Consider the following 14,882-nt stretch of genomic DNA (forward strand, 5'->3'; position numbering starts at 1 on the left):
TTCTCCCGTTCTCCTGATCCGCCGCCGATACGACGCGATCGTCCTTTTGTGCCTTGCTAGCATGACCTTGCGAAAAAAATGCGCCGGGAACGAGGGATTTCGTTTCAGGCGCTCCCCGTCCGGCAGCGTTAACGGATCGGGCGGGCAGTACACGCAATTTGCAAGACGCGGATCGTGAGGCTTCCGAAAATTCCGTGGCAAGGCAGCCCGTTAGGACGGAGCGCCGTCGCAAGCGGTGGAAACAGCGCGTTAACAAAGCGAAGCAGTATCGGGGACTCCGTACAACAAGGTAAACAGACTATTGATTCAAATAGCCTTTTTTCTTTTGCCCCTTAACTCCCGATTTACCACGCCCGGTAACCATGATCCTCGTAATTGCGTGAGGTTCTGCGTCGCAATGAGTGTACAGCGTAAAGGGGTGCCCTTCGTGGCACCCCGTCTTCCCGAGGCGTCCAACGCCAACCAAGAATGGCTCGACACGATCTTCAAGGGAGACTGTGTCGCAGCGCTCGAACGCCTGCCGCGGCAGTCGGTGGATCTGGTTTTCGCCGATCCCCCGTACAACCTGCAGCTCGGTGGCGACCTGCACCGTCCCGACCAGTCGCGGGTGGATGCCTGCGACGACCACTGGGACCAGTTCGAGAGCTTCGAGGCCTATGATGCCTTCACCCGCGCGTGGCTGATGGCCGTGCGCCGGGTGCTCAAGCCGGACGGCGGCATCTGGGTCATCGGCTCCTATCACAACATCTTCCGCGTCGGAGCGATCCTCCAGGACCTCGGGTTCTGGATCCTCAATGACGTGGTGTGGCTGAAGTCCAACCCGATGCCCAACTTTCGCGGCAAACGGCTGACCAACGCCCACGAGACGATGATCTGGGCCTCGAAGTCGAAGGACTCGAAGTACACCTTCAACTATGAAGCGCTGAAGACCTTCAACGACGACCTTCAGATGCGCTCGGACTGGCACCTGCCGATCTGCACCGGGTCGGAGCGGCTCAAGGACGACGATGGCCATAAGGTCCATCCGACCCAAAAGCCGGAGTCGCTGCTCTACAGGGTGCTGCTTGCCTCGACCAACCCCGGCGACGTGGTGCTCGACCCGTTCTTCGGCACCGGCACCACGGGTGCGGTCGCCAAGAAGCTCGGACGTCACTTCGTCGGCGTGGAGCGCGAGCAGTCCTATATCGACGCGGCACGCCAGCGTATCGACGAGATCGACACGGTGGATCCGGAAGCGCTCGGCGTCTCGCGCGGCAAGCGCGCCGCGCCGCGAGTGCCCTTCGGCAGCCTGATCGACGCGGGGCTCGTGTCTCCGGGCGACCGGCTGACCTGTTCCAAGGGCCGGCACGAGGCCAAGGTTCGCGCGGACGGTTCCCTCGTCTGTGGCGAGCACTCGGGCTCGATCCACAAGGTCGGAGCGGCCGTTCAGGGTCTCGAGGCCTGCAATGGCTGGACATACTGGCACGTGGAAAGTGCCGGCAAGCGGCAGCCTATCGACACGCTTCGCGCCGAGTTCCGCGCCGTGCACATGAGCAGTTCCAGCCGCAGCGCGGCCTGACGATCCCTTCGACAAAAAGGCGCTTCCCCGCACCTGACCTCAAGCCTCTGCCGGGAAACCGGCGGAGGCTTTTCTCTGTGACGGGCGGCGTCAGGCCACGCCGAGGTCATCCTCCCCGCGTTCCAGCACCAGGGGCACGATCAGGTCCTCCTCATCGCCGAGATGGCGCATGAGGCCGGAGATCAGGCGCCCGCTCTCACCGGCATAGGCATCGGCCGCGCGGCGGATGCGATCCGGATCCGCCCCCTGAAGATCGCGCAACAGAGCGTTGGCGCTTTCCGCGACGGCTTCGATACGAGCGTGGATCACCTCGTGATCGTTCTCGAGCAGCTCGAACCCGCGCGCCATCCGGTTTTCGGCGGCCACGAAGACCGGGAAATAGTGGTGATCCTCGATCAGGTGATGGTGATGCAGTTCGCCCAGAAACACCTGCAGACGCGGAACCAGAAGCGGCGCAAGATCGGGCGCCGCGACGTTGCCTTCGCGAAAATCGGAAATGAGGCTGTCGAGCCCCGCTCCCATCTCGCGAAAGCCGTCGTGCCGCGAAAGCCAGAACCGCATCAATCCGCCAAGATTGTCATGTCCGGCCCAGGTCTCCCTCGGATGGACCTCCAGCAGGAAGCGCTGGTCCTCGGGAAGTCCCGGACGGGTATCGAGATCATTCGGCTTTTCGCTGCGCATGTCGGCCTTTCAAAACAGGGCTGCCGTATCACGCGGCAAGATGGGGCAGGCACGGCGCGACGGCAAAGGGAAATGCGCCCCGCGCATCGCACAGACAAACGACAAACGCCCGGCACGATGGCCGGGCGTTTGCGTTGTGGCTTTGACGTGAGGCGGTGGCGCTATTCGGCCGCCGCCTGGGGCTCCACCTCACGCGGGTCGGGCCGCTCCCACTTGAGGATCGGCTTGCGCGCGGCGCGCGTCTCATCGAGACGGGCCCGGGGGGCATGGAAGGGAGCGCCGGCGAAACGGTCGGTCTCGCCCTTCTTCGCGCTCATGACCAGATCGCGCATGGTGGCGACGAACAGGTCGAGCGAAGAGCGGCTTTCCGACTCGGTCGGCTCGATCAGCATGGCGCCATGGACAACCAGCGGGAAGTACATGGTCATAGGGTGATAGCCCTCGTCGATCATCGCCTTGGCGAAATCGAGGGTGGTCACGCCCGTGTCCTTCAGGAAGCTGTCGTCGAACAGCACCTCATGCATGCACCAGCGCTCGCCGAACGGCAGGCTCATGAGATCCTGCAGGCCGACACGCACATAGTTGGCATTGAGCACGGCGTCTTCCGACGCCTGGCGCAGGCCGTCGGCACCGTGGCTCTTCATGTAGGCGAGCGCACGCACGTACATGCCCATCTGGCCATGGAACGCGGTCATGCGGCCGAAGGGCTTCTCGCCGTCCTTCAGTTCGCTCTCGTTCTCCACCCAGGTCGTCGTGTCACCGTCCTTGCGCAGGAAGGGAAGCGGCGCGAAGGGTGCCAGACGTTCGGACAGGACCACCGGACCGGCACCCGGCCCGCCACCGCCGTGCGGCGTGGAAAAGGTCTTGTGAAGGTTGATGTGCATGGCATCGACGCCAAGGTCGCCCGGTCGCGCCTTTCCGACGATGGCGTTGAAGTTCGCGCCGTCGCAGTAGAAGTAGCCATTGGCGGCGTGGACCGCCTCCGCGATGGCGATGATATCGCGCTCGAACAGGCCGCAGGTGTTCGGATTGGTGAGCATGATGCCGGCGATGTCGCCCTCATGCTCCGCGATCCGCGCAGCAACCTCGGAAGGGTCGACGGTGCCGTCCGCGCGTGCGGCCACCGCGACGACCTTGTAGCCGAGGAGCGCGGCGGTCGCCGGGTTGGTGCCATGGGCGGATTCGGGCACCAGCACGATCTTCGGGTCCCGTCCGGCGGCCTTGTGAGCCGCCTTGATCGCCATCATGCCGCAGAGTTCGCCGTGCGCGCCCGCCTTGGGGCTCATGGCAACCGCGCTCATGCCGGTCATGGTGACCAGCCAGTGTCCGAGCTCGGCGATCAGGTCGATGGCGCCGGGCACCGTCGACAGAGGCTGCAGCGGATGCACGTCCGCGAAGCCCGGCAGCCGGGCCATCTTCTCGTTGAGGCGCGGATTGTGCTTCATCGTGCAGGAGCCGAGCGGATAGAGGCCGGCATCGATCGCATAGTTCTTGGACGACAGGCGCACATAGTGGCGCATGGCCTCCGGCTCGGTGAGCGCGGGAAGGTCGAGCGCCTCCTTGCGGGCGTGTCCGCCGAGCGCGAGGGGAACATCCGCCGGCTCTTCCAGGTCGACGCCGCACACGTCGTTGCGGCCGACCTCGAAGATCAGCGGTTCTTCCATGGCAAGCGCCTTGTTGCCGGTGAAGGTCTCGCGGAGCGCGACCGCATCCGTCTCGACCGGCGCGGAGGGGCGTCCCTGATTGTTCATGCTCATGCCAGCACCTCCTTGAGCGCGGCGGCGAAGGCCGCGCGGTCCTCGTCCGAGTTCACCTCCGTGGAGGCGACCACGAGAAGGTTTTCAAGCTCCGCCTTGCCCGGCTCCAGGCGCGACATGGGAACGCCGCCAAGAACGCCCTTCTCCGCCAGCGCCTCGACCACGCCGGCCGCCGGCTTCGGCAGTTCGACGGTGAACTCGTTGAAGAACGTGTCGTTCAGCACCGAGACACCCGGCACTCCATCGAGCAACTCCTTGAGCTTCACCGCGTTGGCGTGATTGATGCGCGCCAGCCGCGAAAGGCCGTTGCCGCCCAGCAGGGACATGTGGATCGTGAAGGCGAGGCAGCAGAGACCCGAGTTGGTGCAGATATTGGACGTCGCCTTGTCGCGGCGGATGTGCTGTTCGCGGGTGGAAAGCGTCAGCACGAAGCCGCGCTTGCCGTTGGCATCGACCGTCTCGCCGCACAGTCGGCCAGGCATCTGGCGCACGTATTTCTGCCGGGTCGCGAAAAGACCGACATAGGGACCACCGAAGGTCAGGCCATTGCCGACGGACTGGCCCTCGCCGACCACGATGTCGGCGCCCTGCGCACCGGCGGGCTCGAGGAGGCCGAGCGAGACCACCTCGGTGAAGACCGCGATCAGCAGCGCGCCATGAGCGTGGGCCTTTTCGGCGATCGGCGCGAGATCGATCAGGTGGCCGTAGACGGAGGGCGACTGGACCACGACGCAGGAGGTCTCGTCGTCGATCGCGGCGAGAATGTCCTCGGTGCCTTTCGGATCCGCGGCCAGCGCCTGCGTGCGGTCGCCCGCCTGGGCAGACAGTCCTTCCACGACCTGCCGGTACTGGGGATGCAGGCCACCGGAAAGCACCGCCTTGTTGCGCCTGGTGACCCGATGCGCCATCAGCACCGCCTCGGCGGTGCCGGTAGACCCGTCGTACATGGAGGCGTTGGCCACATCCATGCCGGTGAGCGCCGCGACCTGGGTCTGGAACTCGAAGAGATACTGCAGCGTGCCCTGCGTGATCTCGGGCTGATAGGGCGTGTAGGAGGTGAGGAACTCGGAGCGCTGGATCAGGTGGTCAACCGTCGCCGGCACATGATGCCTGTAGGCACCGGCTCCGACGAAGAACGGCACCGAGCCGGCGGCGACATTGCGCGCTGCCATGCGCGAGAGATCCCGCTCCACGGCGGCCTCGCCCTGGTGCGACGGCAGATCGAGCAGCCCCTCGATCCGGGCACTTGCCGGAATATCGGCGAAGATCTCGTTGATGTCCGAGACACCCACGCGCGCCATCATGTCGGCGCGGTCGGCATCGGAAAGCGGAAGATAACGCATCGGGACGTCGTTCCCCTGTTGCGGTTACGGGTCGGGTTTCGCCCTTACTCGGGGGCGACGAGCCGCACGGGCTCCGCCTCCACCACGATGTCGCAGCGGACCGAATTGGCGATGAAACACATCTCGTGGGCGAGATGATGCAGTTCGGAGAGCTTGGCCTCGTCCGGTTCCGCCTCCGCACGGAAGGTGATGGCCGGGCGCAGGGTCACCTTCGTGATGCCCATGCGCCCCGGCGCGATCCGCTCCAGCATGGCCTCGGCCTTGTCGGAATAGGCGGCAATCACGAAGCCGTCCCGGCGCGCGAGGTCGAGAAAGGTCATCATGTGGCAGGACGAGACGGCGGCCAGGAAAGCCTCCTCCGGGTCCACCGCGTCCACGAGCGAATAGGGCTGCGGCACCACGGCGGGAGAGGCGGAGGCGGGCACTTCCACGCCACCGTCGAACCGCCAGACGTGGCTGCGCGAGTATCTGCCCTTGGCAAAGTTCTCGCCCTCGCAGGTCCAGACGATCTCGGCGGTGTGGATGTGCCCGGCCATGGAATCAAAGCCCCTCGACGTGTGCCTTGTAGGCCGCTTCGTCCATCAGGCTGTCGAGCTGCGACTTGTCGGACAGACGGATCTTCACGAACCAGGCCGCGCCTTCCGGATCCTCATTGACGGTGCCGGGCTGGTCGGCGAGCGAATCGTTGGCCTCGACCACCTCGCCATCGAGCGGTGCATAGACCTCGGAAGCCGCCTTCACGCTCTCCACGACAGCCGCCTCGTCGCCCTTCTTGAGCTTGCGGCCCACGTCGGGCAGTTCCACGAACACGACATCGCCGAGCTGGCTCTGCGCGTAGTCGGTGATGCCGACGGTGGCGACATCGCCGTCGACAGTGATCCACTCGTGGTCTTCGGTAAAACGGGTCGACATTGTCATCAGTCCTCTGGAAGGCCGGCTCTTGCGGCCGGCGGGTCTCCTGGATCGTATGTCCGTCAGGCGGACGGCTTGCGGTAATAGCGCTGGGGAACGAAGGGCATTTCGACGACGCTGGCGTCGAGCTCCCGGCCACGCACGACGAGCTTCACCCGGGTGCCCGGGGCATCGTGGCCGGCCGCCACGTATCCCATGGCGATCGGCGCACCGAGCGTCGGGGAGAAGCCGCCCGAGGTCAGCACCCCGATGATCTCGCCGGAGGTCGCACGCACTTCCGCGCCCTCGCGCGCCGGCGCGCGGCCCTCGAGGCGGAAGCCGACGCGGCGACGGGACGGTCCGTCAGCCAGTTCCTTGAGAATGCGCGCGGCACCGGGAAAGTCGCCGGCCTCCTTGCGCCGCTTCTGCAGAACGAAGGTGATGCCCCCCTCGACCGGGGAAGTCGTCTCGTCGAGATCATGCCCGTAGAGGCAGAGACCAGCCTCGAGGCGCAGGCTGTCGCGCGCGCCGAGACCGACGGGAGCAACACGCTCGTCCGCCAGAAGGGCCCGGGCGAGCGGCTCCGCCGCCCCCGCGGGCACGGAAATCTCATAGCCGTCCTCGCCGGTGTAGCCCGAGCGCGAGACATGCACGCCGATGCCGTCGAACTCCATCTCGGCCGCACTCATGAAGGCGAGCTCGGCCGCGGCGGGCGCATGGGCCGCCATCACCTCGGCGGCGAGCGGTCCCTGCAGCGCGACAAGCGCCCGGTCCTCGACCTTCTCGAGCCGCACGCCCTCAGGAAGGCCCGCCTCGATCATCGCGTAGTCGACATCCTTGCGCGAGGCATTGACCACCAGGAACAGACGACCATCGTTTTCCTCGCCCAGCGGACGGGTAACCATCAGGTCGTCGACGATACCGCCGTCGGCGTTGAGAAGCACCGTGTAGCGCTGGCGCCCGGGCTTGAGTCCTGCAATCGCGGAGGGAACCATGCTCTCCAGCGCTGCGGAGACGGTCGCGTGATCCGGGCCGACGAGCCAGGCCTGCCCCATGTGGGAGACATCGAAGAGGCCGGCCTTCTCACGCGTGTGGGTGTGTTCGGCGATGATGCCGGCGGGAAACTGGACAGGCATCTCGTAGCCCGCGAAGGGCACGAGGCGGGCGCCGAGCTCCCTGTGAAGATCCGTCAGGGGTGTTGAAAGAAGGGGCGTTGTGTCGGCGTCGCTCATGGGAACGTCCTGCGCTCTGGGGTCATGGTCTCGGGTTCGGTGACGCGAAGGCGGGCGAACCCTCCCCTTCACGCACCCCCTCTGTCCTGACGACCTGAGAGATTTCCCGCCCCGCGCACACCCGATGGCGCGCACTCGTTCCGGCGGTTACTCCTTCGGTGAGCCCTCACCTGCCGGCACCTCACGGCTTCGGCTTGCAGGGGCTGCTTTCCAGAGCGTTGCTCGACACGCGGTCCTTTTGCCTGAGAGTTTCCGGGGCGGTTGCTCCTTCGGCGCCGGCGCCCGTGGCACCGACCTCTCCCGCGTATCGTCCTGACCGGGCGTTTCGGGAACATCCCTCCTGCCTCGGCCCGCAGCGCACAACGTCTACGCCGCGTTCAGTCAGATGCGTTCCGATCAGGCAAGGTCTTCTCCCACCGGATCGGATGTCGCATTGTCGACAGCACGTGTCGCACTGTCAACGGTGTCCCTAATGACGTCGTTTGCCCGGCTCGTCCAGAGCAATCTGTGCCTTGACTGAAGCATTCTGGGGAACGGCAATGCCTTCCTCCACCAGCGCCCACTGTTCGGCGGGGGCTCCCGCGCCCAAAGTCACCGGCACATTGTAGACTTGCCCCTTGGGCTTGCGGCCGCGCTTCGAATCATCCTCGTCCGCACCAACGAAGGCCATGCGGATCGGCAGGAAGAGTTCACCGCCTTCCCAGGCGGGGCCGGGTGTGACGCGGCCGGAAACGCCGAGCGTCATCTTCACGCCATCGGCCGTGCGTGTGCAGCGGCGGGCCCATTTCTCAAGATTCGCCTGATAGAGCAGCGCCTCGGGATTGTTCTCATTGCGCGCCTTGTAGCGCATCACGATATAGCGTCCGTCCTCGACGGCGATCGGGGGACAGGCCACTTCACGCTCGAAGGTCCGGGAATCGACCGTATCGATGACCGACTGATCGGCCGCATTGCCGGAAATGACCGTCTTTGCAATGTCGTTCCCGTAATCGCCAATGCCGCTGCCGCACCCGGCCAGCGCAAGCGTAAGGGAAAGGCCGGCCAGCGTACCGGGCCGCCGCATCCGTTTGGCGAGAGTCATGCCTGTCGATCCAGTGCTTCTCGTTCAAGGTCCAGGGCGAACCGTATATCAGGGGTCCGGCGGCTTGGCGAGAGACGGCGCCCCACCTTGACACACCTGCCTCCTCTCCCTCTATTGCCCCACACGCGGGCGACGGGGCATCCTGCGGGACAGGGCCGGTGGGCCCGGGTCGCGCGGCGGAAGAACTCGTCCCGGCAAGGCGGCATCTCTCACAGGAGGCCACCATGCGGCGACGGTGGAAGGGTATCCCATGACTTCGATCCAGGCAGGAGAGACACCGGACGCGCAGGTCAAACGTACGCCGCTGGCCGTGCGCCTTTGCGCGCCGCGCGGCTTCTGCGCCGGCGTGGACCGGGCCGTGCAAATCGTGGAACTGGCGCTCCAGCGCTTCGGCGCTCCGGTCTATGTACGGCACGAAATCGTCCACAACCGCTTCGTCGTCGACGGATTGCGTGACAAGGGAGCCGTGTTCGTCGAGGAGCTCGGCGAGATCCCGGCAGGGCACGAGGACCGCCCGGTGGTCTTTTCCGCCCACGGAGTGCCGAAGTCCGTGCCGGCGGACGCGCAGGCGCGCAACATGTTCTATCTCGACGCCACCTGCCCGCTCGTCTCCAAGGTGCACAAGGAAGCCGAGATCCACCACAGGCGCGGACGCGAGATCGTGCTCATCGGCCATGCCGGCCATCCCGAGGTGATCGGCACCATGGGACAATTGCCCGAAGGCGCGGTCCAGCTTGTGGAAACGGCCGAGGACGCGCGCGTCTTCACACCGGTCAGCGACCGTCCGCTTGCATGGATCACGCAAACCACGCTTTCGGTCGACGACACGCGCGAGATCGTCGACGTCCTGAGCGAGCGCTTTCCCGATATCATCGCCCCGCACAAGGACGACATCTGCTACGCGACCACCAACCGGCAGGAAGCGGTCAAGGCGGTTGCTCCGGATGTTGATGCAATGGTCGTTGTCGGTGCGCCCAACTCCTCCAATTCGCAGCGCCTTCGCGAGGTCGCGGAACGCGCGGGCTGTCCGGTTTCCGTTCTGGTCCAGCGCGCCGCCGACATCCCCTGGGAAAGCCTCCCCTCCCTGACGCGGCTCGGCATCACCGCCGGGGCCTCGGCGCCCGAGGTTCTCGTGGAGGAGATCATCGCGGCTTTCGCCGAACGCTACGACGTGAAGGTCGAAACCGTCCGCACGGCGGAAGAGACCATCGCCTTCAACCTGCCGCGCGCGCTGCGCGAGGCGGCGGAGTGATCCAGCCACCCTCGCCGACCGGAGCCTGACCCCATGGAATGGATCGCCGTTCTCGGCGCCGTCTTCGCGATCTTCCTGCCCGCGCTCGTGCTGCCGGGACCGGACTTCATCGGCGTCGTGCGCTCTTCCATGGTCCACGGTACCCGCGCCGGCCTGCTGACCTCTCTCGGGGTCGCCTCCTGCCTCGGGCTCTACGCGATGCTCTCGCTTCTCGGTCTTTCCGCGATCCTGGTCGAGTACCAGATGCTCGCGTTTGCGGTGCGGGTCGGCGGCGGGCTCTATCTCGCATGGCTGGGCGCCAGACTGCTCTTCTCGCGTCCCGATCCGCTTGAAATCGACACCGCGGACCGCCGAAGCGCTCGTTCGCCCTTCACTTTCGGGTTCACCGTGACACTCACGAACCCGAAGGCCGTCGTGCTGTTCACCAGCGTTTTCGCGACCTCGGTCACGCCCGACATGCCGGTCTGGGTGATGGTCGCGATGGTTGCTCTCGTCGTTGCGAGCGCGGCATCCTGGTACACGCTCGTGACACTCTTCATTTCCTCACCGCCGGTGCTCAGGCGCTTTTCGCGTGCAAGGCACGCCATCGAGCGGGTCGCCGGCGCCTGCTTCGTCGGCATCGGCGGGTTGATCCTGGCCGACAGCCGGACGCCGCTCTCGCCCTCCTGACCCTGACGACCTGGCACAGCCAAGGCCGAAAGAAAGACGACAGAATACATGGCAGTCTATACGGACGTCTCCGACGAGGAACTGGTCGGCTTCGTTGCCGGCTACGATATCGGCGAGGTTCTCGCGCTGAAAGGCATCGCGGAGGGCGTGGAGAACTCCAACTACCTGCTTCACACGCGACAGGGCTATTTCATCCTCACGCTCTACGAGAAGCGCGTGGAACCGGCGGACCTGCCCTTCTTCCTCGGACTGATGCAGCACCTGGCGGCACGCGGCATATCCTGCCCGCAGCCGGTGGCGAACCGTGCCGGGGAAACGCTTGGCACGCTCGCGGGACGCCCGGCAGCCGTCATCACCTTTCTCGACGGCATGTGGGTACGCCGCCCGCAAAGGGTTCATTGCGCGGAACTCGGCAAGACGCTTGCGGAATTCCACAACGCCGGACGCGATTTCGGGATTGTTCGCCCCAACGCCTTGTCGGTAGGCAGCTGGCGGCCGCTGTTCGCCCAGTCACGCGACCAGGCCGACACGATCGTTGAAGGCCTTGCCGGGGAACTCACGGAAGAACTCGACGTGCTCGAGGCCAAATGGCCCGACGATCTGCCCGCAGGCGTCATCCACGCAGACCTCTTTCCCGACAACGTGTTCTTCATCGGCGAGCGACTTTCGGGCCTGATCGACTTCTATTTCGCCTGCAACGACGCGCTTGCCTACGACCTCGCCATCTGCCTCAACGCATGGTGTTTCGAGCCGGACCTTTCGTTCAACGTCACCAAGGCACGAGCCCTCCTGAACGGCTACCGCAGCGTGCGGGAACTGACCCCTGCAGAGTTCGACAGCCTGCCGCTTCTGGCCCGTGGCGCGGCTCTGCGGTTCCTGCTCACGCGTCTGCACGACTGGCTGCGCGTGCCCGAGGGCGCGCTCGTCACGCCCAAGGACCCGCGCGAGTACCTTCGCAAGCTGCGCTTCCACCAGAGCGTCGTCACCGCCGCCGACTACGGGCTGTCGGCATGAGCGCCTCCGCGAAGATCCCCGAAGACGCCCAGCCAGTCACGATCCACACCGACGGCGCCTGCTCGGGCAATCCGGGGCCCGGCGGCTGGGGGGCGCTGTTGCGGTTCGGCGAGCACGAGCGCGAGCTTTGCGGCGGCGAGACGCGCACCACCAACAACCGCATGGAGCTCATGGCCGCGATCGAGGCGCTCAACGCGCTCAAGCGGCCATGCCGGGTCGACCTGCACACGGACAGCACCTATGTGCGCGACGGCATCACCAAGTGGATGTTCAACTGGAAGCGCAACGACTGGAAGACGTCCGACAAGAAGCCGGTCAAGAACGCCGAACTCTGGCAGGCGCTGGACGCCGCGCGCAACCGCCACGACGTGACGTGGCACTGGGTAAAGGGCCATGCCGGCCACGACGACAACGAGCGGGCCGACGAGCTGGCCCGCAGGGGCATGGCTCCCTACAAGAAGTGACGCTCAGGAACTGAGGCGGGACCGGCGGGCCCGCCTCAGTTCCTGAGCGTCTCCATCTCGGCATCGAGCATCTTGCCCGCCTCGGGCGCCTCCATGGGCTGACCGAACAGGAAGCCCTGCGCGAACTCGCAGCCAAGCTGATGCAGCTCGAGCGCGTCGGACTCGCTTTCCGCCCCTTCCGCCACGACCTGCATTCCAAGATCGTGCCCCAGTGCAACGATGGAGCGCAGGATGACCGGACGGGCACTGCGCCCGTTGGGCCGCACGAACGACTGGTCAACCTTGATCGTGTCGAAGCGGAACCGCTGCAGGTAGGACAGGCTGGAATAGCCCGTGCCGAAATCGTCCAGCGAGAGGCCGGCTCCGAGATGGCGCAGACGTTCAAGCATCCGCGCCGAATACTCGGGATTGGCCATGACCACGGATTCCGTCAGCTCCAGCTTGAGCGTTCCGGGCGCGAGGGACGAGCGCGACAGTACCGATTTCACGTCATTGATGAGATCGTGGCGCAGCAGCTGCAGCGAGGAAATGTTCACGCTCAGGAACAGTGGAACCGGCAGCCGGTAGGCCGCCTGCCACTCGGAGAGCTGGCGCGCGCCACGGTCGAGCACGAAGAGGCCCAGTTCGTTGATGAGGCCGGACTGCTCGGCGATGGGAATGAATTCCGAAGGCGAGATCGGACCGCGTTTGGGGTGGTTCCAGCGCGCCAGCACCTCGAACCCGGCGATGGAGCGGTCGGCAAGGCGCACGATCGGCTGGAAGTGAACCGAAATCCCGTCGGTCTGCAGGGCCTTGCGCAGGTCGGCCTCCAGCTCCATGCGGTTTGACCCGGTGGTCTGGAGCGTGGGGCGGAACACTTCCACCCGGTCGCCGCCCATGCGCTTGGCATGGTTCATGGCCATGTCGGCCTGCCGCAGCAGTTCGTCCGACTCGACCGGATTGCTGTCGGGAATGGCGATGCCGACCGAGGCGGTCAGGAACACCTCCTGCTCGCCGAAGGTGATCGGCGAGCGCACCGCGCGCCGCACCGCATCGGCAAAGGCCGCGATCCGGTCGGCGGACTGCTCCGACAGAAGCACGAGGGCGTAGGTGTCGCTGCCAAGGCGCATCAGCGCGTCCTGGGGCTTCAACTGTCGCGACACACGACGCGCGATGGTCAGCAGAATGCTGTCGCCAGCCGACAGCCCGATGGAATCATTGACCTGCTTGAAACGGTCGAGATCGAGGACGATCACCGACGGACGTCCAAGCCCCTCGGCACGCGAACGTGCAAGTGCCGCGGAAAGCCGGTCCATGAACAGTTCGCGGTTCGGGAGGCCGGTCAGGTTGTCGTGAACGGCGTCATGCAGGAGACGCTCCTCGGTCACCTTCTGCTCGGTGATGTCGAGCAGCGACCCGACACAGCGGATCACCTCGCCATCGGAGCCCACGATGGGGCGGGCACGCAGACGGAACCAGCGATAGTGACCGTCCTCGGAGCGCAGGCGGAATGCCTGTGACACGCGCCCCCGGCGCAGGTCGATCACCGCGTCGAGCGTGCTGCGGAAGGTGTCACGGTCCTGGGGATGGATGACGTCGAGCCAGTCGCGCGCTGGCCCTTCCAGCACTCCCGGCTTGAGTCCCAGAAGGTCCTCCACCTCGTGGCCGGTGGAAATGCGATCGCGGTCGATGTCCCAGTCCCAGACGATGTCGCCGGAGCCGGTGAAGGCAAGTGCGCGACGCTCCACGTCCGAGATCAGGCCCTGGGCGATCGCCCCGCCCGCGAAGGCGTGCTGCATCACCGTGAAGCCGATGAGAAGGACGACGAGCACCAGACCGCCGGCAAGCGCCGGCTGGACGATGTCGTTGGCAAGGACCCCCGTCACCGTCATGGCCGCGCCCGTCAGCCAGGCCAGCAGCAGCACCCAGGTGGGTACGAGCATGATCGCCCGGTCGTATCCCTGAACCGCCAGTGTCGCGATCACGGCAAAGCCCAGAACACCGATGATGCCGAGCGAGATACGCGCGATACCGGCGGCGACCGAGGGGTCCCAGACGGCAACGCCGAGCAGCCCCAGAACCAGGATCAGCGTCGCCAGCGCCAGATGGCTGTAGCGGATGTGCCACCGGTTCAGGTTGAGATAGGCGTAGAGGAAGATGATGAGGCTCGCCGCCAGCCCGACCTCGGCGCAGGCCCTGTAGAGCTGCTCGTCGCCCGGCGTGATCTGCAGCACCTTGTTCCAGAAGCCGAAATCGATCGTCAGATACGACAGCACCGACCAGGCGAGCACCGCCGTCGCCGGGAACATGATCGTTCCCTTGACGACGAAAAGGATCGTCAGGAACAGGGCCAGCAGGCCGGAAATGCCGAGGATGATGCCACGGTAGAGCGTATAGGCGTTCACCGTATCCTTGTAGACGTCGGGCTCCCACAGGCGGATCTGCGGCAGCGAGGGGCTCCGCAGTTCGACGACATAGGTGACCACGGCGCCCGGATCGAGCGTGACCAGGAAGACGTCCGCCTCCTGGCTCGACTGACGCTCCGGCGCGATGCCCTGGCTCGGGGTGATCGAGGCGATCCGCGAGGAGCCCAGATCCGGCCAAACAAGCCGCGAGCCGACGAGCTGGAAGAAGGGGGCGACGATGAGCCGGTCGATCTGCTCGTCCCCCGGATTGGACAGCGCGAAAACGGCCCAGCTCGAGTTGGCGTCATCGAGCGAGTTCACCTCGATCCGGCGCACGATGCCATCCGCGCCCGGCGCCGTGGACACCTGAAGGCTCGGGCCCGAATTGGGGTAGAGCTCCACGGAGCGGGTCAGATCGATCGCGTCGGAGCTTGCAGGCACCTCCACCGCCTCCAGCGCATGCGACGGGGACGCGACGGAGAGCCACGCGGTCAGCGCGAGCGAGACGAGAATCAGGAGGCGCAATCGGATTTCCCGCAAAGGTCTGGCTTTCTCA

The 14,882-nt window shown here is 65.8% G+C and carries 13 protein-coding genes and 1 riboswitch; of the genes, 5 read left to right on the forward strand and 8 right to left on the reverse strand.

Features of this window, described 5'->3' with window-relative positions; translation table 11 throughout:
- Window positions 1-397: 397 nt before the first annotated feature.
- Window positions 398-1,558: a DNA methyltransferase gene (locus tag ACYX4S_RS13650; RefSeq protein ID WP_476360582.1), complete on the forward strand. Its 1,161-nt coding sequence runs from the start codon at window positions 398-400 to the stop codon at window positions 1,556-1,558.
- A 90-nt stretch (window positions 1,559-1,648) separates the two neighbouring features.
- Here the strand turns inward: ACYX4S_RS13650 and ACYX4S_RS13655 are convergent, their stop codons facing one another.
- From ACYX4S_RS13655 to ACYX4S_RS13685, 7 genes are all read right to left on the reverse strand, one after another.
- Entirely contained in the window at window positions 1,649-2,239 is a 591-nt protein-coding gene (locus ACYX4S_RS13655; protein ID WP_476360583.1) for a hemerythrin domain-containing protein, read from the reverse strand.
- A 161-nt stretch (window positions 2,240-2,400) separates the two neighbouring features.
- Window positions 2,401-3,996 (reverse strand): aminomethyl-transferring glycine dehydrogenase subunit GcvPB, encoded by a 1,596-nt coding sequence (gene gcvPB / locus ACYX4S_RS13660; protein WP_476360584.1) that lies wholly within the window; start codon window positions 3,994-3,996, stop codon window positions 2,401-2,403.
- Window positions 3,993-5,339, reverse strand: coding sequence for an aminomethyl-transferring glycine dehydrogenase subunit GcvPA (gcvPA, locus tag ACYX4S_RS13665; protein WP_476360585.1), 1,347 nt, complete (start codon window positions 5,337-5,339; stop codon window positions 3,993-3,995). The genes gcvPB and gcvPA overlap by 4 nt, the downstream gene beginning before the upstream one ends.
- 44 nt (window positions 5,340-5,383) lie before the next feature.
- Window positions 5,384-5,875, reverse strand: coding sequence for an OsmC family protein (locus tag ACYX4S_RS13670; protein WP_476360586.1), 492 nt, complete (start codon window positions 5,873-5,875; stop codon window positions 5,384-5,386).
- Between the two features lie 4 nt (window positions 5,876-5,879).
- Entirely contained in the window at window positions 5,880-6,251 is a 372-nt protein-coding gene (gene gcvH / locus ACYX4S_RS13675) for a glycine cleavage system protein GcvH (RefSeq protein WP_476360587.1), read from the reverse strand.
- A gap of 62 nt (window positions 6,252-6,313) precedes the next feature.
- Entirely contained in the window at window positions 6,314-7,462 is a 1,149-nt protein-coding gene (gcvT, locus tag ACYX4S_RS13680) for a glycine cleavage system aminomethyltransferase GcvT (protein WP_476360588.1), read from the reverse strand.
- A gap of 220 nt (window positions 7,463-7,682) precedes the next feature.
- Window positions 7,683-7,775: riboswitch (glycine riboswitch) on the reverse strand.
- 156 nt (window positions 7,776-7,931) lie between these two features.
- Complete coding sequence (locus ACYX4S_RS13685) at window positions 7,932-8,543, reverse strand: hypothetical protein (RefSeq protein WP_476360589.1); 612 nt, start codon at window positions 8,541-8,543, stop codon at window positions 7,932-7,934.
- A 250-nt stretch (window positions 8,544-8,793) separates the two neighbouring features.
- Between ACYX4S_RS13685 and ispH the strand changes: the two genes are divergently transcribed.
- Genes ispH through rnhA form a run of 4 tightly spaced genes read left to right on the forward strand, consistent with a single transcriptional unit; the run spans window position 8,794 to window position 11,942 of the window.
- On the forward strand, window positions 8,794-9,795 hold the full coding sequence (gene ispH, locus ACYX4S_RS13690; RefSeq protein WP_293719451.1) for a 4-hydroxy-3-methylbut-2-enyl diphosphate reductase: 1,002 nt from the start codon (window positions 8,794-8,796) through the stop codon (window positions 9,793-9,795).
- Window positions 9,796-9,828: 33 nt separating this feature from the next.
- Window positions 9,829-10,464: a LysE family translocator gene (locus ACYX4S_RS13695; protein WP_476360590.1), complete on the forward strand. Its 636-nt coding sequence runs from the start codon at window positions 9,829-9,831 to the stop codon at window positions 10,462-10,464.
- A 48-nt stretch (window positions 10,465-10,512) separates the two neighbouring features.
- Window positions 10,513-11,478 carry a homoserine kinase gene (locus tag ACYX4S_RS13700; protein ID WP_422068026.1) on the forward strand — a complete coding sequence of 322 codons (966 nt, stop codon included), beginning with the start codon at window positions 10,513-10,515 and terminating at the stop codon, window positions 11,476-11,478.
- On the forward strand, window positions 11,475-11,942 hold the full coding sequence (gene rnhA, locus ACYX4S_RS13705; protein ID WP_422068025.1) for a ribonuclease HI: 468 nt from the start codon (window positions 11,475-11,477) through the stop codon (window positions 11,940-11,942). Before ACYX4S_RS13700 ends, rnhA begins: the two co-directional genes overlap by 4 nt.
- 35 nt (window positions 11,943-11,977) lie before the next feature.
- Here the strand turns inward: rnhA and ACYX4S_RS13710 are convergent, their stop codons facing one another.
- A complete protein-coding gene (locus tag ACYX4S_RS13710; protein ID WP_476360591.1) occupies window positions 11,978-14,851 on the reverse strand; it encodes an EAL domain-containing protein in 2,874 nt (957 codons plus the stop codon).
- Window positions 14,852-14,882 lie beyond the last annotated feature (31 nt).

This window comes from Stappia sp. ABD4_338, from assembly GCF_056312175.1.

Bases quoted from the DNA above. Each gene is read 5' to 3' on its own strand.
- ACYX4S_RS13650 (WP_476360582.1), top strand. From the start codon at position 398: ATGAGTGTACAGCGTAAAGGGGTGCCCTTCGTGGCACCCCGTCTTCCC.
- ACYX4S_RS13655 (WP_476360583.1), bottom strand. From the start codon at position 2,239: ATGCGCAGCGAAAAGCCGAATGATCTCGATACCCGTCCGGGACTTCCC.
- gcvPB (WP_476360584.1), bottom strand. From the start codon at position 3,996: ATGAGCATGAACAATCAGGGACGCCCCTCCGCGCCGGTCGAGACGGAT.
- gcvPA (WP_476360585.1), bottom strand. From the start codon at position 5,339: ATGCGTTATCTTCCGCTTTCCGATGCCGACCGCGCCGACATGATGGCG.
- ACYX4S_RS13670 (WP_476360586.1), bottom strand. From the start codon at position 5,875: ATGGCCGGGCACATCCACACCGCCGAGATCGTCTGGACCTGCGAGGGC.
- gcvH (WP_476360587.1), bottom strand. From the start codon at position 6,251: ATGTCGACCCGTTTTACCGAAGACCACGAGTGGATCACTGTCGACGGC.
- gcvT (WP_476360588.1), bottom strand. From the start codon at position 7,462: ATGAGCGACGCCGACACAACGCCCCTTCTTTCAACACCCCTGACGGAT.
- ACYX4S_RS13685 (WP_476360589.1), bottom strand. From the start codon at position 8,543: ATGACTCTCGCCAAACGGATGCGGCGGCCCGGTACGCTGGCCGGCCTT.
- ispH (WP_293719451.1), top strand. From the start codon at position 8,794: ATGACTTCGATCCAGGCAGGAGAGACACCGGACGCGCAGGTCAAACGT.
- ACYX4S_RS13695 (WP_476360590.1), top strand. From the start codon at position 9,829: ATGGAATGGATCGCCGTTCTCGGCGCCGTCTTCGCGATCTTCCTGCCC.
- ACYX4S_RS13700 (WP_422068026.1), top strand. From the start codon at position 10,513: ATGGCAGTCTATACGGACGTCTCCGACGAGGAACTGGTCGGCTTCGTT.
- rnhA (WP_422068025.1), top strand. From the start codon at position 11,475: ATGAGCGCCTCCGCGAAGATCCCCGAAGACGCCCAGCCAGTCACGATC.